The following is an 18,937-nucleotide window of genomic DNA, read 5'->3' on the forward strand; positions in this document are numbered from 1 at the left end:
GTTATTCGTATAATTTATTCAAAATCAACTCACTAGGAACCAAATCTGCACCACCGCGTTTTGAAAACTGCAAAACGCCGTCATAAAACAATAAAACGGCACTAGATCCAACTCCATTTTTATCTTTTAGTTTAATCTGTGCTTTGTCGCCCATCGGAAATACGTGTCCTGTAACTTCTAAAATTCCGGAGTTTAATTCTTTATGATCACTTGTAATTTCTGCTGTGCCATAAATAGCATAATTTGACTGCGCAATGGTAATCGTAAAAACGAATTCTTTTTTGCAATCTTTACATTTTTCATTTCCCCAAGTTCCTGAGAATCGATTGTTTTGAGAAAAAGATTTTGAAGCAAGAATCAAGAACAGCAAAAGAAATTTTTTCATTGTAGCATTATTGTTTTAGTTGATCCAAATATAAAACGAAAAAGCATCATAATTATGATATGATGCTTTTATAAAATGAAATTTTAAATTTTTACAGCTTTTTTAGATACACCGATTTTCCGTTTAATGAAACTTCAATCTGATTTGTTTTTTCGCTAAAAGTTGTTCTCAATGCATTTCCGTTAAAAATCGTAACGTCGCCGTACACATGTCCGGCTTCTGTAGATACATAATCAAAAACTACTTTTTTGCTGCCTGGTTCAATCCCTATTTTATAGCTTGAAAATTTTGTGCCTCTTAAATCAAAATCCTGCTGCGTATCAATAATATTTCCGTCTGCGTAAAAATTAGTAACCGATTTGCTTAAGGTAATGTCTGGATAATATTGATTTACTTTTTTCAGTAATTCATATTGCTCTACGCTTGCATCTTCTTTTTTTGATGTTACAGTTTGAGCAAACGTAATGGTGGTAAACAAAATGGCCAATAATAGGATGTACTTTTTCATGTTTTTTAAATTAAATATTAGTGATTCGTTACGGCTGAAAGTTGTTGCGTAACATTAATTTATTCTTATATTCTATATAAGTTATACTACAAGGTATGAAATCTTTACCTTTGCAAAAAATTAAACGCCGTATTTTATTAAAATGACAACAAAAAAATATATTCAGCTTATCCTTATTTTGGGTTCTTTGACTGCTCTCGGGCCTTTCTCAATCGATATGTACCTTCCTGGATTTTCGGGAATTGCAAAAGATTTAAATACCACAGTTGCCAAAGTTTCTATGAGTTTGTCAAGTTATTTTATCGGAATTTCGGCTGGACAATTATTATATGGGCCTTTATTGGATCGTTTTGGACGAAAAAAACCTTTGTTTGTCGGGCTTTTGGTTTATATTTTAGCTTCTTTAGGCTGTGTTTATGTAGCTGATATTGATTCGTTTATATTGCTGCGCTTTGTTCAGGCTATCGGAAGTTGTGCTGCTACAGTGGCTTCAGTTGCGATGGTTCGCGATTTATTTCCGGTAAAAGATATACCAAAAGTATTTTCTCTTTTAATGCTGGTTCTTGGGCTTTCGCCAATGCTGGCGCCAACCATTGGCGGTTATGTAACCGCGTATTATGGCTGGCATACGGTTTTCTTTATTTTAATGTGTATGGGAATCGCTATTTTGATTGCGGCGCAAGTTGGTCTGCCAAATAGTTACAAACCCGATACTTCTATTTCATTAAAACCAAAACCGATTATCGCTAATTTTTTAAAAGTAATCAAAGAGCCTCAGTTTTTTACTTATGCCTTTACAGGATCGATTTCTTTTTCGGGTTTGTTTACTTATGTAGCGGCCTCTCCCATCATTTTTATGGATATTTATCATGTAGACGCCAAAACCTACGGATGGATTTTTGCTTTTATGTCGGTTAGTTTTATTGGTTCAAGTCAACTGAATTCTGTTTTATTAAAGAAATTTTCAAGCCAGCAGATGATTTTTGGCGCATTAATTACCCAGTCGGTAATTGCAATTGTTTTTCTGCTACTTTCTCTAAATAATTTATTAGGATTGTATGAAACGATCGCAATGCTTTTTCTGTTTTTAGGATGTTTAGGAATTTCAAATCCAAATACGGCCGGACTTACTATGGCGCCTTTTGCTAAAAATGCCGGAAGTGCCTCGGCTTTAATGGGTGCAATTCAGCTGGGTTTAGGGGCTTTGGCTTCGTTTGCTGTTGGAGTTTTTGTAAAGGATTCTGTTGCGCCAATGGTTTTTATTATGACCACGACCACTATTATTGCCTTTATCGTTCTGAATATTGGAAAACGTTTTATTAAAAATAAGGTTGAAGTTTCGGCAGATGATGATATGATAGTTGGACATTAGTTTTTTAACCGCAAAGAGCGCAAAGGTTTATGATTTAGCTTTGCGGTTAAATCTTTACAGGTTTTTTAACCGCAAAGAACGCAAAGGTTTACGCAAAGAACGCAAAGGTTAGATTAAGTAAATTTGTGTTTATATATAAAGAAAAGTTCGCCAAGCTTTATGATCTAGCTTTGCGAACTTGTTTTTATTAAAGACTATGGTAAAAAAACTTGCGAACTTTGCGGTTAAATCTTTACAGGTTTTTTAACCGCAAAGAGCGCAAAGGTTTACGCAAAGGGCGCAAAGTTTAGATTTAATAAATTTGTGCTTATATAAAAAGAAAAGTTCGCCAAGCTTTATGATTTAGTTTTGCGAACTTTATTTTTTCATTAAACACTATGATAAAAAACTTGCGGACTTTACGGTTAAATCTTTACAGCAATTCGCCGTTTTGATTTTTTTTATAAATTTTTACTGCTCTTGTCAGGTCTAATGATCATTCTAAGAGATTGATCTCTGGCGAAATAAGCAACCATCCAGTTCCAAAAAGTATTTAATCTGTTTCTGTATGTGATTAAAGATATTAAGTGGATGAATAACCATATAACCCAGGCAAAAAATCCTTTAAAATGCCATTTCGGACTTGGTAAATCGACTACGGCTTTTGCTTTTCCGATAATAGCCATTGATCCTTTGTCGTTGTAAGTAAATGGTTTAAGCGGTTTGTTTGCTACCATTGCTTTAAAGTTTTTAGCTAAGTTCAATCCTTGTTGAATTGCAACTTGAGCTACCTGCGGATGTCCTTCTGGGAAGTTTTTATCTCCAGTTAAAATGGCAGTGTCACCAATCGCATAAATATTGTCAACAGCATCTACTTTATTGTAAACATCTGTAGCCATTCGTCGGCCGCGTCCGTAACTTTCTTTTGGCATTCCTTCAAAAATCTTTGCAGAAACTCCGGCTGCCCAGATTAAGTTTTTGGTTTTGATGGTTTCTCCGTTTTCAAAATGAACTGTATCATCAATATAATCTACTACGCGAGTGTGTAATTTTACAACAACTCCGAGTTTTGTTAAAGCTTCTAATGTATCTTCTTGTGATTTTTTGCTCATTGGAGCCAAAAGGGCATCACCGCCGTCGACCAAATAAACATTACTCGCCGAAGTATCTAATTCTGGATATTCTTTCAAGAGAATATTTTTTCGCATTTCGGCAAACATTCCAGAAACCTCCACTCCTGTCGGTCCTCCTCCAGCAACAACAATTGTCAAAAGTTTTCTGCGCTTGCGCATATCTTTGCAGATTGCGGCTTTCTCTAAGTTTTTAAGCAAAGTATTGCGCATTTCGATGGCATCGTTTAAGGTCTTCATCGGAATGGCGTTTTTCATCACGTTTTCCATACCAAAATAACTAGTTTCGGCTCCGGTGGCAAAAACCAATTGATCGTATGTCAATTCACCATTGTTTAATATGATTTTTTTCTCTGATGGAACAACAGATAATAATTCGCCTAAACGGAACTGCAGATTTTTTTTACCTGCAAAGAATTTTCTAAACGGATAACTAATACTCGAAGGCTCTAAAAATGCCGTAGCAACCTGATATATAAGTGGCGGAAAAAAGTTGTAATTGTTTTTGTCTACAAGGGTAACTTGTATATGAGGATGATTTACAAGCTCTTTCGCTAGATTGATTCCTGCAAATCCGCCTCCTATAATGACTATCTTCATATAGCTGTAATTAGGTAGGTTTTTGAATAAAATACCTTATAAATATACAACTTTAATATGCAATGACAATAATCATATTTATTACTTTTTATTTTTTTTAACAGGTTTTTCAACTATATCGTTTTTGTTCTGCAGCACATAATTGGCCATTAATTTCTCAATTAACTCTTCTTTGGTTAAATGATGAAAAACGGTTTTTATTCTGGTTTTTTGTTCAGCAGAAAGATCGTGATTTGGTTTCGTTTTGAAAATCTGTTTGGCCCACAAAAGCATGTTGTTTTCTTCTAGACTTGCTGCAGACGGCTTTTTAAATTCAGAAAACTTAATGCCCAGTTCACGTTCAAAATCAGCGATTTCAAAAACTTCTTCTTGCTGTAAAACCGTCAAAGAAAGTCCATTAGCCCCTGCCCTCGCCGTTCTTCCGCTTCGGTGAACGTAGTTTTCGTAAGTATCCGGTAAATGATAATTGACCACATACGAAATTTCCTTTACGTCAATTCCTCTCGCAGCCAAATCGGTAGCAACCAAAATATTGATATGTCCTTCGCGAAACTGCTCCATAATCCTGTCACGAATTCCCTGTGTCAAACTTCCGTGCAATGCTCCAGACGAAAACTTATTAATTGCTAAGTTTTTGGCTAGTTTGTTAACTGCAGCTTTGGTTTTACAGAAAATAATACCGCGTTCTCCATCATGAGAATTTAAGAAATGCATTAGGACCTCCAGCTTTTCGATAGGATCTACCACAATATATTCGTGATCAATTCCTTCGTTGCCGACAGTTTCCATATTGGCACTAATTTGAACTACATTTTTGTTTAAGTAATTCTGAACTAATTGTTTAATAGCTCCCGGTAAAGTGGCTGAGAATAATAATGTACGGCGTTTTTTAGGCAGTTCGGCTACAATTTCATCTAATCCTTCTTTAAGAATGGCGATCATTTCGTCGGCTTCGTCTAGAACTAAATATTCCGTCTGTTTTAAATCAATTGCTTTACGCTGAATCAAATCGATCAAACGTCCTGGAGTGGCCACAACAATCTGTGCACCTTCTTTTAATCTTTCGATTTGTGGTTTTATTGGAGTTCCTCCGCAAACTGAGGCGATAGATATATTCTCAATATATTTTGAAAAAGATTCTAAGTTTCTAAAAATCTGCTGTCCAAGTTCTCTCGTAGGAACCAATATTACAGCCTGAACATGAGCAGCATCTGTCTTAACCAATTGCAATAACGGAAGTCCAAATGCAGCGGTTTTTCCTGTTCCGGTTTTGGCCAGACCAACAATATCATGATTTTCGGTTAAAAACAACGGAATTGTTTTTTGCTGAATTTCTGTTGGCGTGCTGATATTTAAATCGTTTAAAGCTTTTGCTATGGGCGCTTTGATTCCTAATTCTGAAAATGCTTTAGACATATTTTGTTTTTTATTTGTTTCAAGTTTCAGGTTCAAGTTACACAGAAACTTATTAAGTTTGAAAGGAGAAATCATATTCATTTTAAAATATGATTTCTCCTTTTATAATACTATTAGAAGTTTAGATTTCAATAACTTGAACCATGAAACCTGAAACTTTTAAACTTGCAAAAATATCAATCTGGCTCGTTCATGATTTTCTCACGATATTTTTTACCAATTAATAAAGTTAATCTTTGTTTGTAATCGTCTACAAGCCACTCACGGTAGTTTTTACTGCATTGGCTCAAACATTTTGAGTAACGCTTAATTCTGTCCTCAATATCGTCTTCCAGCTCTCTGGCAAGCATTTTTGCTTCTTGCAGCGTTTCTGTGTTGTCAACACACATTCCGGCATGCTGATCCAGAGATTTGTCCAAAACTACTTTTGAACGAAGGTTTTGTTTGATAATTAATTTATGTTCTTCGTCAACATCAAAAGAGACATCGGCTGTTTTACTGAATTTTGCACGCAATTCTGGCGGCATGCTGTATTTAAAGTACAATTCGATTTCGTGATCGTCGCGCAGATTTTCAAGATAAAATTCCGGCGATTTAAAAATATGCTGCCAGTTTACAGGATCGCTCCATAAACCAAAACGCGCGGCATTGTTTCCTAAATCGATAACTGTAAATTCATCTTTTCCAGGCAGTTTTCGAGAACCACGTCCGATCATCTGGAAATATAACGTCAACGATTTAGTCGCTCTGTTTAAGATAATGGTTTCTACAGTCGGCTCATCAAAACCAGTAGTTAAAATTCCGACAGAAGTCAAAATAGCATCTGGAGTTTTCTTAAACCATTGCAAAATATCTTTTCTCTCTTCAGAACTGCTGGTATTGTCAAGGTGGCGAATTTCGTAACCTGCTTCTCTAAAAGTCTCGTACACATACAATGATGTGTGAATACCGTTATTAAAAATCAACGTTTTTTTACCCAGTGAACGTTCTGTATAAGCATGTAAAAGCTTTTCCTGCATCAAAGTATTGGTATACAAATCATCTGAAGATTTAACTGTATAATCTCCGTTGATACCTACTTTTAATGATGTCAAACCTACATCATAGCTGTAAGTTGTTGCTTTAGCCAAAAATCCTTTGTCAATCAATGAGCCAATCGTGTCTCCCACAATAAGTTCGTTATAACTTTGGTGCATTGGCAATTTTATATTAGAACTCAAAGGTGTTGCTGTTACTCCAAGAATAAAAGCATTTTTGAATGAGTTTAATAATTTTCTAAATGAATTGTAATGCGCCTCGTCAATAATCACCAAACCAATATTGTCCAGATGCAGTTTTTCATCATTAATACGGTTTTTTAAAGTTTCAACCATCGCCACAAAACAAGAAAATTCGTTTTGATCCGGAAGCTCTTTTACTTTACTGTTGATTATTTTATTTGTTACACCAAAACCAGTTAACATTTTTGATGTTTGTTTACAAAGTTCGATACGGTGTGTTAAAACCACCACTTTTTTGTCGTTGTTTGACAAATAGCGGCGAACGATTTCTGAAAAGATTACAGTTTTTCCTCCACCTGTAGGCAATTGGTACAGTAAGTGGTGTTTTGGAGGTGCATTGTCTAAACGGTCAAAAATGGCGTCAATGTCGCCTTTTTGGTATGCATAAAGTTCTTTTTTCTCTTCTCTTTGTATTTCTAATGTGTTTTGAGACATTGTTTATTTTTGGATTTTTGCAAAAATACGTCGAAAAAACAGTTATTCATCTTATTTTAATCGAAAATAAATGTTTTTTTTAAACTAAGATTTTTTATGAGAAGTGTATTTTTTAGTCAATTTTATCGAAAATTGTCTCAAAATCGTACCTATTCTTCCATTTTTGCTGCATCGTTTCATTCAAAACTCCCTCAATTCTTAATTTAAAATCAGTTAAAATTCCATTTGAGATAACAAAATTTATGACTTGCTCAAAAGAATTAAAAATACTTTTGTAAAACAATTCCTGCTTAATGAAATTTTGAGAAGAATAAGTTTGAGCAATTTCGATATTGTACAGCATAACATCTGCAATAATGTACGGATCAACTCCAAGCATCAAAAAATGTTTGATTATTTTTTGAGCAACAGACCGTCTCATTTTGGCTTTTGGACGCCATTTTGCATTGGGTTTCTTAATCGGAAAATATTCGTGCGAAATTTTCACTTTGGCTTCTTGCAGCAGTTTGTCTTCTTTCGGGTTAAAGACAAAGTCGTAATACGTTTTTACAGGAACAAATTTCTCGTACAATTCGATAAGCTGTTCTTCCAGCTGTTCTTTTGTCAATTGTCCCAAATATTTTTTTAGATCTCTTTTGCTCATACATTAAAGGTAAAATTCCATTTTCTAAATTCCAAATTAGATATTTAAAGTCCAATAATTTGAAGTTTGTCAGGCTGAGCGGAGTCGAAGCCCACACAATCTAAAGCGTCAATCTTCGCAGAATTACTTTCCACTAGCTTCGACTCCGCTTAGTCTGACAAACTATACTTTACTTTATGTGATTCTTTGCGTTGTTGAACCTTTCAGCTTTACGATTCCTGTTTCATTTCAATTTTCGCGATCTTGTCATTTTCGAAGGAGAAATCGCAGCAAGCAGCTCCGTAAAGATTAATTGACAGTATAGTGATTAAAACATCAAATTTGATATACTATTTCAAATTAAAAAAGCATTTTAATTTTCATTTTTTAAATCTCGAAATCAATCCAGAATCCTTAATTTTGCCGGCATAAACTTAAAAAAATACATACATGCTCAAGATTTTCAAAGTTACTGCAATTTTAGAAGGAATCTCTTATTTAGTTTTGTTTGCTAATATGCTGTTAATCAAAAATAACAATCCAGAACTTTATCATACACTATTACGTCCGCTTGGAATGACACATGGAGTTTTGTTTATCGGATACATCATTTTGGCTTTCTTATTAAAGAAAACAATGAATTGGGATTTAAAAACTTTTGCAATCATTTTAATTGCCTCTTTAATACCTTTTGGAACTTTTTATATAGAGAAAAAATATCTGGAGAATGCATAAATTTTTGGATAAAATCTTTAATTTTTTATATCCGATTTTTAGAGAATGGGGAATGAGCCGCAATTTTGCGTCTTATATCAGTCTGATCTTTAATATCATTATTTTAATCGCTTTAGCGTACATTATTTATTATGCTGCCAAATTTGTTCTGGTCACGATTACTGCAATTTTTGCACAGAAGACCAAAACAAAATTTGACGATTATTTAATCCAGAATAAAACCACGCGTTATACGGCGTATTTAATTCCGTTTTTCTTTATTTATAAAGCCGTTCCTGTTATTCTGGATAAATACGAATATTGGGAATTGATTTTCGGGAAAATAGTTGGCGTTTACATTGTACTGCTTGGTTTATGGATCGTTCGAACGGTTTTTAACTCGTTACGAGATTATTTAAAACAAAAACCAGAATACAGCGACAAACCAATTGACAGTTTTGTACAGGTCATCATGATTGTGCTCTGGATTTTGGGAGTTGCCTTGATTATTTCGACTTTATTCGGAATCAAAAAAGGTGAATTATTAGCCATTTTAGGAACACTTTCGGCAATTATTATCTTGATTTTCAGAGATACTATTCTCGGTTTTGTGTCAAGCGTTCAGGTCGCGATTAACGATATGGTTCGTATTGGCGACTGGATTACGATGGATAAATTTGGTGCAGACGGTGATGTTATCGAGATCAATCTGACCACTGTAAAAGTGCGAAATTTTGATAATACGATTACCACGATTCCGACTTACGCTTTAAGTTCAGATTCGTTTCAGAACTGGCGCGGCATGCAGAAATCTGACGGAAGAAGGATCAAAAGACATGTTTTAATCAAAAGCAGCAGCATTCGTTTTCTTAATGAGCACGATTTAAATCACATGAAAAAAGTACAGCTCATTACTTCGTATATTGATACCAGACAAGCTGAAATTGAAAAGTATAATGATTTACGTGGTATTGATAAATCATTGGCTATAAACGGTAGAAACATGACAAATTTGGGATTGTTCCGAAAATACATCATGCAGTATCTGCAGGATCATCCCGGCCTCAATAAAGACATGCATATCATGTGCAGACAATTACAGTCTACAGCGCATGGAGTTCCGTTAGAAATTTATGTTTTTTCGAGCGACAAACGATGGGCAAATTACGAATATATCATGGCCGATATTTTTGATCATGTTATGGCGTCTGTCATTTATTTTGATCTTGAAATATTTGAACTGCCTTCTCAGATCGGGCGATTTGATTAGTTTTTTAGTTTCGGGTTTCAGGTTTCAGGTTTCAAGTTTCAGGTTCTTAACCGCTAAAAACACTAGCTTACAAAAAGTTCGCAAAGCTTTATCAATATAGCTTTGCGAACTTTATTTTTATAAAAACGCGCTTAAATAAACCTTGCGGACTTTGCGGTTAAAAAAACAAGCAAAGAACCAACCTGAAACCTGAAACCTGAAAGCTGAAACATGAAACTTGAAACCTGAAACTTGAAACCTGAAACCTGAAACAAATCATTTAACTTCATCAAATACAAAAGCAGGATCTTTGTACGAAAGCGTTCCGTTGATAAAACACGGCATGTTCATGTAGGTACCGATAACCCCTGTTCCTTGAATAAGCTTGTTTTCTTTTTTAAGAAGAGCCAGCGGTACTCTCTTCCATTGTCCGCCATTTGAGATGTAATGATAATCACCTTTTAGCGTATCACCTTTTACAGTGCCGCGAACATCTCCAGAATCTTTACCAAATTTGGGATAAATTATTTCGTAACGGCCAAAAAAGCGTTTTTCGCTCATTTTTAAAGCCAGAATCGCAGTATCGTTTCCGTTTACAGACTTATAATAAACATCTTTATAGACATCTTCTTTTTTAGTACAAGAAACTATTAAAATCAATAAGAGGGAAATAGCGATAGCTTTCATTTAATTTTTTATTTTTTGAGGTCTAAATCGTACAAAATTTAAGCGTAAAAAAGCTTGAATTTATTATAGGACTTATATGGATTGATTTAACAAAATGGTTTATAATTATTTTACAATTTAAACAAAAATAAACTTTTAGTATTTTATTTTTCACTAAATTTAAATAAAAACCACATGAAAGATAGAGATACTTTTTTAAAAGAATTCAGAGGCGAAACTTTAGGAACTGTAAGTACTCAATCTTCTCCAGATGAGATCTTTCAAAACCAAACGATCCGGCCTATTTTAAAACTTCAGAACGATTTGTTCCTAGCAGTTTTTATGAATTACATCAACAAAAACAAACGAGATTTTTATTCGTATTCTACAGAAAAGAAACTCCAGGCTATTGAAAACTCCATTCAAAAAGATATAAAATTCAGAAACTCCTTAAAAGGAATTGTAATGGCTTTGTTTACTATTGACGAATACGATACGTATATTCAGAACTCCTCCAATTTAAACAAGCGCATGATGAATTTGGTTATTGAGCGATTGAAAAATCAGGTGCAGTTGTTTGAAGTAGCATCTGATTTGAAATAATTTTATATTGAAAACACTAATGAAAATTATTTGTTTTTTCATTTTTATTTTTCTAAGTTCTTGCAGTATACGCGATAAGGAAAAATGGGATGATGAAAAAGAATATTGGTCGCCGCTTATGCATGCCGTTTACAATAATGACAGCGAAGAATTGATTGAATTAATTAATCGGAATGCAGATGTGAATTTTATTGCAAAAGGCGAAAATACTGGTTGGGAATTAACGGTATTAGATGTTGCTTTGTTTATGAATAACAATTTAGCTGCAGAAAAAATTTTGTCGACAGGCAAAGTGAAAAATATTAATGATTATATGATTCGAGCAGCAAGTGAAGACAATGAAAAAACGATTCAATTGCTAATTGATCACGGAGCAGATCCAAATGCATCTTTAGAGAATGGTTATACAGCCTTAATGAGTGCTTCTAGTTTTGGATCAATTGAAGTTTTAAATTGTCTTTTGAAAAACAAAGCAAATCCGAATTTAAAGAGAAGAATTGATCAAATGACTGCTTTAGAATTGGCAGAAACGAATGGAGATGCAGCAAAAGTAAAATTGCTTCTAAAGTATGGAGCAGTAAAATAATAGTTGAAATGTTTGATAAATTTCGAAATAATTTTCCTTTAACAGATGAAAAATGGAACGAATACATTGGTTGTTTTAATCGAATTGAAGTTCCTGCCAAAACAACTCTTTTAGAAGAAGGAGAAATTTCAAAAAAGCTTTTTGTTATCGAAAAAGGCTGTATTCGTGTTTGGTTTAATCACAATGGAAAAGATTTGACTTCCCAGTTTTTTTTCGAAAATCAAAGCGTTTCTTCTATCGAAAGTTTTATAAAAAAATTTCCGAGTCCGGTTTTTATAGAAACAATCGAACCTTCTATTTTATGGTGGATTCACAAAGAAGATGTAGATACTATACTCGAAGAAGTAAAGGAAATACCAGAATTAAGAGATCGATTGATCGATATGCTTTTCCAAAGGACATTTGATTATATGAAACATTTTTTCTCTTTTATAAAAGACACACCTGCCCAGCGTTACCAAAGCTTGATTGAAGAAAAGCCTCAAATTGTTCAGAGAGTGCCGCAGCATTATATCGCTTCTTATCTTGGTGTAACCACCGTTCATTTAAGCCGTATTAAAAGCAAATTATTACAGAAATAAATACTTATAAACTTTAGTATAAGTCGTAAAAAATCTCGTTTATTTCATTTAATAACAAATGTTATCGCCTGCCCATAAACGCGTCTTTAATTTTGCTTCATAAAATTTAATAATTATGAAAGCAGCAGTAGTTTATAAAAAAGGCGAATTGCCAAAATATGCAGATTTTGCAGCACCAAGCGTATCCAACGAGAACGAAGTTTTAATTTCTGTAAAAGCCGTGGCAATTACCAACCTGGACAAAGGAATTGCCAGCGGAGCACATTATTCTTCAGAAAATGACAATCAAAACGGAACAATAATTGGCAGTGACGCTGTTGGAGTTTTAGAAAACGGAATCAGAGTTTATGCGCGCGGTATTTCTGGAACCATTGCAGAAAAAGCTTTGGTCGAGAAAAACAGAATGGTGTTATTGCCAGAGGGAATTGATGATGCCGTCGCCGCGACAATGCCCAATGCAGTTGCCGGATCTGCAATGGCACTTCGTTTTAGAGCCGGTATAAAAGAGGGAGAAACTGTTTTGATAAATGGAGCAACTGGTTTTACGGGTCAGATGGCGATTCAGATTGCTAAACATTACGGAGCCAAAAGAATAATTGTCACAGGAAGAAACGAAAAAACGCTTCAAAGCCTTTTAGAATTGGGCGCTGATGAAATTGTTCCTTTAAAACAAAGTGATGAAGATTTTATTTTGCAGCTGAAAGAAATCCATAAAAATACCCCAATCGATATTGTTTTAGATTATTTGTGGGGACATTCGGCCGAGCTTATTCTTTCTGTTTTAAAGGGAAATGGAAATTTTACTCCTAAAACCCGATACGTTTCTGTAGGTTCTATGTCGGGAGATACCATCCAATTGTCAGCACAAATTTTGAGAAGTGTTGATCTTCAATTGTCGGGATCAGGTTTAGGCAGCTGGACAAAAGAAGAAGTAAAATTATTATTTTCAGAAATACTGCCCGAAATGTTTCTTTTGGCTTCTCAAAACAGATTAAAAATAAATATTGAGAAAGTGAATTTGCCGGATATTGAAAAAATTTGGAACGCCGAAGTTTCGGATGGGAAAAGACTGGTTGTAATGATATAAAAAAAAAGAAGGTTTGATTTTTTAAGTCAAACCTTCTTTTTTATTTAAAAATCCAGAAACTACTCTTGGTTCAACATCAATTCCTTGATATACTTAACCGGAGCGCTTCCAAAACTTAAGAATTTCTCGTGAAATTGTTTTAAATTGAATTTATCGCCTTGTTTCTTTTTAAGTTCTTCTCTCAAATTGTAAATTTCGGTATAACCTGTAAAATAAGAACATAACTGCACTTGAGATAAAGTAGCGCGTTTCCATTTTCCGTCTGCTTCTGCTTGCTGCTGAAAAGCTTCTTTAGTCAAAAGACTAATAGCATCTTCTTTAGACATGTTTTTGGTATGAACGCTGATGTCTAAGATAGTGTTGCAAGTAGTTCTTAAATTCCATTTATAATACATCAGCCACATTTCGTCAGAGTTTTTATAACCGCTTTCCAGCATCATTTTTTCTGCATAAACTGCCCAGCCTTCAATCATAGCGCCGTTTCCTAAAATAGATTTGATAATACTTGGCGATTGATTGCTGTATACTAACTGTGTATAATGTCCCGGAATTGCTTCGTGAATATTTAAAATCTGCAGAATATAATCATTGTATTCTCTTAGATAACTTTCGGCATTTTCTTTTGTCCAGCCCGACATGCTTCCAACATTATAATACGTGTTCGCATTTTTATCATAAGGCCCTGGCGCAGAAATAGACGCACCTGCAACTCCCGCCATATAAGCCGGTTCTTTGCGCACAACCAAAGGTTTTGAAGGATCGATGTACAATAAATCTTTTGCTTTTACATAGGCTGTCAATTCTGGGATTTGTTTTTCAATTTCAGATTGAAATTTATCAGGAGTAGTATGTTTTAACGAAATTACATCAATAACTTGTTTGATCAATTCTAATTTATCTGTTGGTTTTACTGCGTTTCCTTTGTATTTTGTCCAAAGTTTATCTGCTAAAACAAACATTTTATCGTGCAGGTCTTTCTTGTGATCAACCGCAATTTTGTAAATTTCGTCTGCAGAATAACCTGATTGAATGTCGCAGTCGAATTTTTTAGCATACAATGCGTTTCCTAATCTAAAAGAACGCGGCGTTTTGTTTTCTAATTTTTTAAGCCAGTCTGCATAATCCGTAATTGCTTTTACAGAAACCGCTGCTTTGCTTAAAATAGCTTCTTTTTCGGTTTTGCTTAATTTACTTTTTTCTAAAGCAATTTTTAAATCATCCTGAAAAACAGTAGAACCGCCAAGATTTTGCGCTATAGCCAATTCTGTATGCTCTACAGTAGGATTTTTAATATTTTGTTTAGCGGCTTCATAATAAGCAGGAATATTGTTCATTTTGGCATCAAAAGCTTTTAAACGAACTTCTAAGCTGTCATAATTTCCGTTTAATAGTTCTGCAAATGCACCGCATACATTATATTCGGCAGGATTCCATTGAGAAGATTTTAATTCTTTAATGCTGAAAATAATTCCGTCAAGTTGATTTTTGATCATATAATAATCAGTCTTGTTTTTATTCGACAAATTATCAATGCTGTATGCTTTTAAAGAATCTAATTGAGCGTTAGCAAAATCAAGCTGTTTTTGATCTTCTTCGCTGTTTGGAACCAGAAGAATACTGTCGTATTTGTGAAATCCAACTCCAGAAGCCCAGCCTGGATAGGTTTTCCATAAAGAATTTACAAATTGGTCTTTGTAGCCGTCAAACTTTTTGTTTAAGTCAAGATCTTCAGCAGATTTAGCGTTTTTATTGCAAGAAACCAAAAGGAAAATCGCAAAAAACGGAACGCAGAGTTTTTTCATAATTAAGTTTTTAATGTATAGTTTTTTTGATTAGAATAATATTAAAGTTTTGCTTATTAATTCTATAAAAATATATTGTTGAGACGGATTAAGCGGATTCGTTATACAAAAACGCAGCTAAACGGATTTCATTTTCAGCGTATAATTTTGTTTTGAAATATTAAAAAATACAACCGAACTTCTTTCACAAAAGAGCGGATTAATATATTTTAAATACAGAATTCAAAAAAATCTGTGTAAATCCGCATTTTCTTGATAACGAATCCGTATAATCCACGTTAAATTTTATCCAGCTCTTAAATTAATATTCTAATAATTCTTTTAATGCAACTTCAAATCGGTCTCTTGGTAAAAATTGGTCCTCCAGCACTTTTGTAAACGGAATCGGAGAATCTAAACTCGCAACTCTTTTTACAGGAGCATCCAGATATTCAAAACAATTTTCCATAATCAAAGCCGAAATATCGCTGGCAATACCACCAAACAAAGTATCTTCCTGATAAATAATCGCTTTTCCTGTTTTCTTAACCGAAGCAAAAATAGTCTCTGTATCTAAAGGCTGCAGCGTTCTTAAATCAATTAAGTCAGCGTCAATTTCTGGATTTTGCGCCAGAGTTTCTAATGCCCAATGTACAGGAGCACCAAATGAAATAATGGTAACAGATTTTCCTTCTTTTATTAAAGCCGCTTTTCCTAAAGGAATAGTATAATAATCTGTTGGAACATCTTGATAGATACTTCTGTATAATAATTTATGTTCGAAGAATAAAACCGGATTCGGATCTAATATCGAAGTATTTAAAAGTCCTTTTGCATCGTAAGGAAATGCCGGATAAACGACTTTTAAACCTGGAGTTTTGGTAAACCAAGCTTCATTGGTCTGCGAGTGAAAAGGTCCGGCTTGTGTACCGCCTCCGCAAGGCATTCTTACTACAACATCGGCATTTTCGCCCCAGCGGTAATGCGATTTTGCCAAAAGATTCACAATCGGATTAAAACCTGTAGAAACAAAATCGGCAAACTGCATTTCTACAATTGCTTTATACTTGTTTATCGATAATCCCATTGCGGTAGACACTACAGCGCTCTCGCAGATAGGCGTATTACGAACGCGGTCTTTTCCAAAAGCATCCACAAAACCTTCTGTTATTTTAAAAGCACCGCCGTACTCAGCAATATCCTGCCCCATAATAACTAAGTTTTTATGGCGCCACATAGACTGTTCTAAACCATTTCTGATGGCATCGATAAAGCGGCAATTTTTAACTTCTTCGCCATGAGTATATTCTTCATATTCAAAAGGTTTATATACATCATTTAGTTCTCCGCTGTAAGTCGGAACAATCTCTGGTTCTTCATTAGCAATGGCTAAATTTTCATCAATTTCTCTCTTGATTTCTTCTTTCCACTGCTGATCCTGTTCCTCCGTGAGAATTTTATTTTCAATCAAATAATCTTTGTAATTATTTACAGGATCTCTCAATGCCCACTGCTTCATTAATTCATCCGGCACATACTTTGTACCGCTCGCCTCTTCGTGTCCGCGCATCCTGAAAGTTTTAAATTCTAATAAAACCGGATGCGGGTTCTCCTGCATTTCCTCTTTTAATTTCTGTATCTTATTATATACTTCTAATATATTATTTCCGTCAAGAATATAGCTCTCAATTCCGTAACCTATTCCTTTGTCGGCAAGATTTTCGCAGTAATATTGCTCGTTAGTAGGAGTCGAAAGTCCGTAGCCGTTATTTTCGATTACAAACATAACGGGAAGCTGCCAGACTGCCGCAATATTAAGTGCTTCATGAAAATCACCTTCACTTGTGGCGCCTTCGCCTGTAAAAACAGCCGTAACCTTTTTATTTTGCTTGAGTTTATCAGCCAATGCAATTCCGTCAGCAATTCCTAACTGCGGTCCCAGATGCGAAATCATTCCTATTATATTATAGTCCTGAGTTCCGAAATGAAAACTGCGGTCTCTTCCTTTAGTAAAACCGCTTGCTTTTCCCTGCCATTGCGAAAATAAGCGGTGCAGCGGAATGTCTCTGGTTGTAAAAACTCCCAGATTACGATGCATTGGCAAGATGTATTCTGATTGGTTAAGCGCGGTTGTAATTCCCACCGAAATAGCCTCCTGTCCTATTCCAGAAAACCATTTAGAAACTTTTCCTTGTCGAATCAGGATGAGCATCTTTTCTTCGATCAAACGCGGTTTCAGCAGTTTTTTATATAAATCTAATAATTGATTATCGGTTAGGTTTTGTCTGTAAAAAATCATTTATTTTTATTATTTTAGTGTTTCAAATATAACAAATTAGAATAATCTTAAAGATTCTTGCCGCATATAATTTTATTTTTTGTAATTATTAATGCCGGATATTAAATAAAATTTTATAAAATATTCTCTACCTTTGTTAACGAAAGGCTTTTATGACGCCTTTCTTCTTTAAATAAAAATGTAAAGTATGCAAAACATTCCTAGTGTAGACTTACGTGATTTCCTTTCGGACAACCCGGAACGTAAACAAAAATTTGTAAATGAAATCGGCAGTGCATTTGAAAACATTGGCTTCGTAGCCTTAAAAGGTCATTTTCTTGATGATCAATTGGTAAACGAACTTTATGGTGAAATAAGAAACTTTTTCGCCTTGCCAATAGAAACCAAGCATAAATATGAAATTCCTGGAATTGGCGGCCAAAGAGGCTATGTTTCTTTTGGAAAAGAACATGCTAAAGGACGTAAAGAAGGAGATTTAAAGGAATTTTGGCACTTTGGTCAATATGTTGACAAAGATTCAAAATGGGCTTCTCAGTATCCAGACAACGTAGAAGTTACCGAATTACCTCGTTTTAATGCAGTAGGTAAAGATGCGTATCAAAAATTAGAAAAAACCGGGGTTTATGTGTTAAGAGCTTTGGCTTTGCACTTAGGTCTTGATGAATTTTATTTTGATGAATATGCAAAAGAAGGAAACTCTATTTTAAGACCAATCCACTACCCTCCGATTACTTCTGAGCCAGAAAACGCTATCCGCGCAGCAGCTCACGGAGACATCAATTTAATTACTTTATTGATGGGGGCTCAAGGTAAAGGATTACAAGTTCAAAATCATGACGGCGAATGGATTGATGCTATTGCTGCAGATGATGAATTGGTAATCAATGTTGGGGATATGTTATCAAGACATACCAACAACAAATTGAAATCGACGATTCACCAAGTAGTAAATCCGCCGAGAGAATTATGGGGAACATCTCGTTATTCAATTCCGTTTTTCATGCATCCTGTAAGCGATATGCGTTTGGATTGTCTTGAAAACTGTATAGACGAAGAAAACCCTAAGAAATATGAAGACATTTCTGCTGGAGAGTTTTTACACGAACGTTTAGTAGAATTGGGTTTAATTAAAAAATAAAACTTAAATAAATTCCAGAATTAAAATTCCAAATTCCAAGCTTTTATTGGAGTTTGGAATTTAATTTTTAAATACTTTTATGGTTGGAATTTTTTTTAGCATAAAAACACTATGGACTTTAAAGATCAATTAAAGAATTTATTTCCAGATCACGTAGAATCAAATGAGCCTGAAGAAGTTCAGGAACAAGAACATGTACTCTATGTTCAAAAAGAGCCGATGATCTGCAAATTTGAAAAACGAAAAGGAAAAGCAACCACTATTATTGAAGGTTACGAAGGATCTGATGAAGATTTTAAAATCCTTGCCAAAGAAATTAAAACCAAATTAAGTGTCGGCGGTACTTTTAAAGATGATTCCATTATCATTCAAGGTGATTACCGAGACAAAATTATGGCGATTTTAAAAGAAAAAGGATTTAAAACCAAACGTGTAGGAGGTTGAGAATTTTAGATTTTAGAATTTAGATTTTAGATTTTAGTCCTGATCCCGAAACCTCGGGACGA

18 protein-coding genes are annotated in these 18,937 nt (G+C 34.4%); 9 read left to right on the forward strand and 9 right to left on the reverse strand.

Annotated elements, in window-relative coordinates:
• Position 1: 1 nt before the first annotated feature.
• Both C4F50_RS06840 and C4F50_RS06845 read right to left on the reverse strand, forming a co-directional pair.
• Positions 2-385, reverse strand: coding sequence for a hypothetical protein (locus C4F50_RS06840; protein ID WP_193845660.1), 384 nt, complete (start codon positions 383-385; stop codon positions 2-4).
• Positions 386-476: 91 nt separating this feature from the next.
• Positions 477-893 carry a hypothetical protein gene (locus tag C4F50_RS06845; RefSeq protein WP_193845661.1) on the reverse strand — a complete coding sequence of 139 codons (417 nt, stop codon included), beginning with the start codon at positions 891-893 and terminating at the stop codon, positions 477-479.
• A 142-nt stretch (positions 894-1,035) separates the two neighbouring features.
• Here C4F50_RS06845 and C4F50_RS06850 point away from each other — a divergent pair, with 142 nt between their 5' ends.
• The gene (locus C4F50_RS06850) at positions 1,036-2,265 is read left to right on the forward strand and encodes a multidrug effflux MFS transporter (protein ID WP_193845662.1); all 1,230 of its coding nucleotides are present in this window, start codon (positions 1,036-1,038) and stop codon (positions 2,263-2,265) included.
• Between the two features lie 440 nt (positions 2,266-2,705).
• Here the strand turns inward: C4F50_RS06850 and C4F50_RS06855 are convergent, their stop codons facing one another.
• From C4F50_RS06855 to C4F50_RS06870, 4 genes are all read right to left on the reverse strand, one after another.
• Positions 2,706-3,974: an NAD(P)/FAD-dependent oxidoreductase gene (locus tag C4F50_RS06855; RefSeq protein WP_193845663.1), complete on the reverse strand. Its 1,269-nt coding sequence runs from the start codon at positions 3,972-3,974 to the stop codon at positions 2,706-2,708.
• Between the two features lie 81 nt (positions 3,975-4,055).
• Entirely contained in the window at positions 4,056-5,390 is a 1,335-nt protein-coding gene (locus C4F50_RS06860; RefSeq protein WP_193845664.1) for a DEAD/DEAH box helicase, read from the reverse strand.
• A gap of 176 nt (positions 5,391-5,566) precedes the next feature.
• Entirely contained in the window at positions 5,567-7,105 is a 1,539-nt protein-coding gene (locus C4F50_RS06865) for a DEAD/DEAH box helicase (protein ID WP_193845665.1), read from the reverse strand.
• A 112-nt stretch (positions 7,106-7,217) separates the two neighbouring features.
• Positions 7,218-7,748, reverse strand: coding sequence for a DUF6155 family protein (locus tag C4F50_RS06870; protein ID WP_193845666.1), 531 nt, complete (start codon positions 7,746-7,748; stop codon positions 7,218-7,220).
• Between the two features lie 429 nt (positions 7,749-8,177).
• Here C4F50_RS06870 and C4F50_RS06875 point away from each other — a divergent pair, with 429 nt between their 5' ends.
• Both C4F50_RS06875 and C4F50_RS06880 read left to right on the forward strand, forming a co-directional pair.
• The gene (locus C4F50_RS06875) at positions 8,178-8,462 is read left to right on the forward strand and encodes a DUF3817 domain-containing protein (protein ID WP_193845667.1); all 285 of its coding nucleotides are present in this window, start codon (positions 8,178-8,180) and stop codon (positions 8,460-8,462) included.
• The gene (locus C4F50_RS06880) at positions 8,455-9,711 is read left to right on the forward strand and encodes a mechanosensitive ion channel family protein (RefSeq protein WP_193845668.1); all 1,257 of its coding nucleotides are present in this window, start codon (positions 8,455-8,457) and stop codon (positions 9,709-9,711) included. Before C4F50_RS06875 ends, C4F50_RS06880 begins: the two co-directional genes overlap by 8 nt.
• Positions 9,712-9,966: 255 nt before the next feature.
• Here the strand turns inward: C4F50_RS06880 and C4F50_RS06885 are convergent, their stop codons facing one another.
• On the reverse strand, positions 9,967-10,377 hold the full coding sequence (locus C4F50_RS06885; RefSeq protein ID WP_193845669.1) for a hypothetical protein: 411 nt from the start codon (positions 10,375-10,377) through the stop codon (positions 9,967-9,969).
• Between the two features lie 174 nt (positions 10,378-10,551).
• On the opposite strand from C4F50_RS06885, the gene C4F50_RS06890 reads away from it, so the two are divergent.
• The 4 genes from C4F50_RS06890 to C4F50_RS06905 all read left to right on the forward strand — a co-directional run bounded on the left by C4F50_RS06890 (position 10,552) and on the right by C4F50_RS06905 (position 13,213).
• Positions 10,552-10,959 (forward strand): glyoxalase, encoded by a 408-nt coding sequence (locus C4F50_RS06890; RefSeq protein WP_193845670.1) that lies wholly within the window; start codon positions 10,552-10,554, stop codon positions 10,957-10,959.
• Positions 10,960-10,978: 19 nt separating this feature from the next.
• Entirely contained in the window at positions 10,979-11,545 is a 567-nt protein-coding gene (locus C4F50_RS06895; protein WP_193845671.1) for an ankyrin repeat domain-containing protein, read from the forward strand.
• An 8-nt stretch (positions 11,546-11,553) separates the two neighbouring features.
• Positions 11,554-12,126, forward strand: a complete 573-nt coding sequence (locus C4F50_RS06900) for a Crp/Fnr family transcriptional regulator (protein WP_193845672.1) — start codon at positions 11,554-11,556, stop codon at positions 12,124-12,126.
• A gap of 115 nt (positions 12,127-12,241) precedes the next feature.
• Complete coding sequence (locus C4F50_RS06905) at positions 12,242-13,213, forward strand: quinone oxidoreductase family protein (protein WP_193845673.1); 972 nt, start codon at positions 12,242-12,244, stop codon at positions 13,211-13,213.
• Between the two features lie 59 nt (positions 13,214-13,272).
• On the opposite strand, the gene C4F50_RS06910 is transcribed toward C4F50_RS06905, so the two are convergent.
• Both C4F50_RS06910 and C4F50_RS06915 read right to left on the reverse strand, forming a co-directional pair.
• Complete coding sequence (locus tag C4F50_RS06910) at positions 13,273-15,015, reverse strand: DUF885 domain-containing protein (protein WP_193845674.1); 1,743 nt, start codon at positions 15,013-15,015, stop codon at positions 13,273-13,275.
• Between the two features lie 301 nt (positions 15,016-15,316).
• Complete coding sequence (locus C4F50_RS06915; RefSeq protein WP_193845675.1) at positions 15,317-17,293, reverse strand: alpha-ketoacid dehydrogenase subunit alpha/beta; 1,977 nt, start codon at positions 17,291-17,293, stop codon at positions 15,317-15,319.
• Positions 17,294-17,480: 187 nt separating this feature from the next.
• Here C4F50_RS06915 and C4F50_RS06920 point away from each other — a divergent pair, with 187 nt between their 5' ends.
• A complete protein-coding gene (locus C4F50_RS06920; RefSeq protein ID WP_193845676.1) occupies positions 17,481-18,431 on the forward strand; it encodes an isopenicillin N synthase family dioxygenase in 951 nt (316 codons plus the stop codon).
• 111 nt (positions 18,432-18,542) lie between these two features.
• Positions 18,543-18,875, forward strand: a complete 333-nt coding sequence (locus C4F50_RS06925) for a translation initiation factor (protein ID WP_193845677.1) — start codon at positions 18,543-18,545, stop codon at positions 18,873-18,875.
• The last annotated feature ends 62 nt before the right edge of the window (positions 18,876-18,937 follow it).

It is taken from the genome of Flavobacterium hungaricum (assembly GCF_015182285.1).
Classification (GTDB): Bacteria; Bacteroidota; Bacteroidia; order Flavobacteriales; family Flavobacteriaceae; genus Flavobacterium; species Flavobacterium hungaricum.

Coding starts and splice junctions, on each gene's coding strand:
- C4F50_RS06840 (WP_193845660.1), bottom strand. CDS start 385: ATGAAAAAATTTCTTTTGCTGTTCTTGATTCTTGCTTCAAAATCTTTT.
- C4F50_RS06845 (WP_193845661.1), bottom strand. CDS start 893: ATGAAAAAGTACATCCTATTATTGGCCATTTTGTTTACCACCATTACG.
- C4F50_RS06850 (WP_193845662.1), top strand. CDS start 1,036: ATGACAACAAAAAAATATATTCAGCTTATCCTTATTTTGGGTTCTTTG.
- C4F50_RS06855 (WP_193845663.1), bottom strand. CDS start 3,974: ATGAAGATAGTCATTATAGGAGGCGGATTTGCAGGAATCAATCTAGCG.
- C4F50_RS06860 (WP_193845664.1), bottom strand. CDS start 5,390: ATGTCTAAAGCATTTTCAGAATTAGGAATCAAAGCGCCCATAGCAAAA.
- C4F50_RS06865 (WP_193845665.1), bottom strand. CDS start 7,105: ATGTCTCAAAACACATTAGAAATACAAAGAGAAGAGAAAAAAGAACTT.
- C4F50_RS06870 (WP_193845666.1), bottom strand. CDS start 7,748: ATGAGCAAAAGAGATCTAAAAAAATATTTGGGACAATTGACAAAAGAA.
- C4F50_RS06875 (WP_193845667.1), top strand. CDS start 8,178: ATGCTCAAGATTTTCAAAGTTACTGCAATTTTAGAAGGAATCTCTTAT.
- C4F50_RS06880 (WP_193845668.1), top strand. CDS start 8,455: ATGCATAAATTTTTGGATAAAATCTTTAATTTTTTATATCCGATTTTT.
- C4F50_RS06885 (WP_193845669.1), bottom strand. CDS start 10,377: ATGAAAGCTATCGCTATTTCCCTCTTATTGATTTTAATAGTTTCTTGT.
- C4F50_RS06890 (WP_193845670.1), top strand. CDS start 10,552: ATGAAAGATAGAGATACTTTTTTAAAAGAATTCAGAGGCGAAACTTTA.
- C4F50_RS06895 (WP_193845671.1), top strand. CDS start 10,979: ATGAAAATTATTTGTTTTTTCATTTTTATTTTTCTAAGTTCTTGCAGT.
- C4F50_RS06900 (WP_193845672.1), top strand. CDS start 11,554: ATGTTTGATAAATTTCGAAATAATTTTCCTTTAACAGATGAAAAATGG.
- C4F50_RS06905 (WP_193845673.1), top strand. CDS start 12,242: ATGAAAGCAGCAGTAGTTTATAAAAAAGGCGAATTGCCAAAATATGCA.
- C4F50_RS06910 (WP_193845674.1), bottom strand. CDS start 15,015: ATGAAAAAACTCTGCGTTCCGTTTTTTGCGATTTTCCTTTTGGTTTCT.
- C4F50_RS06915 (WP_193845675.1), bottom strand. CDS start 17,293: ATGATTTTTTACAGACAAAACCTAACCGATAATCAATTATTAGATTTA.
- C4F50_RS06920 (WP_193845676.1), top strand. CDS start 17,481: ATGCAAAACATTCCTAGTGTAGACTTACGTGATTTCCTTTCGGACAAC.
- C4F50_RS06925 (WP_193845677.1), top strand. CDS start 18,543: ATGGACTTTAAAGATCAATTAAAGAATTTATTTCCAGATCACGTAGAA.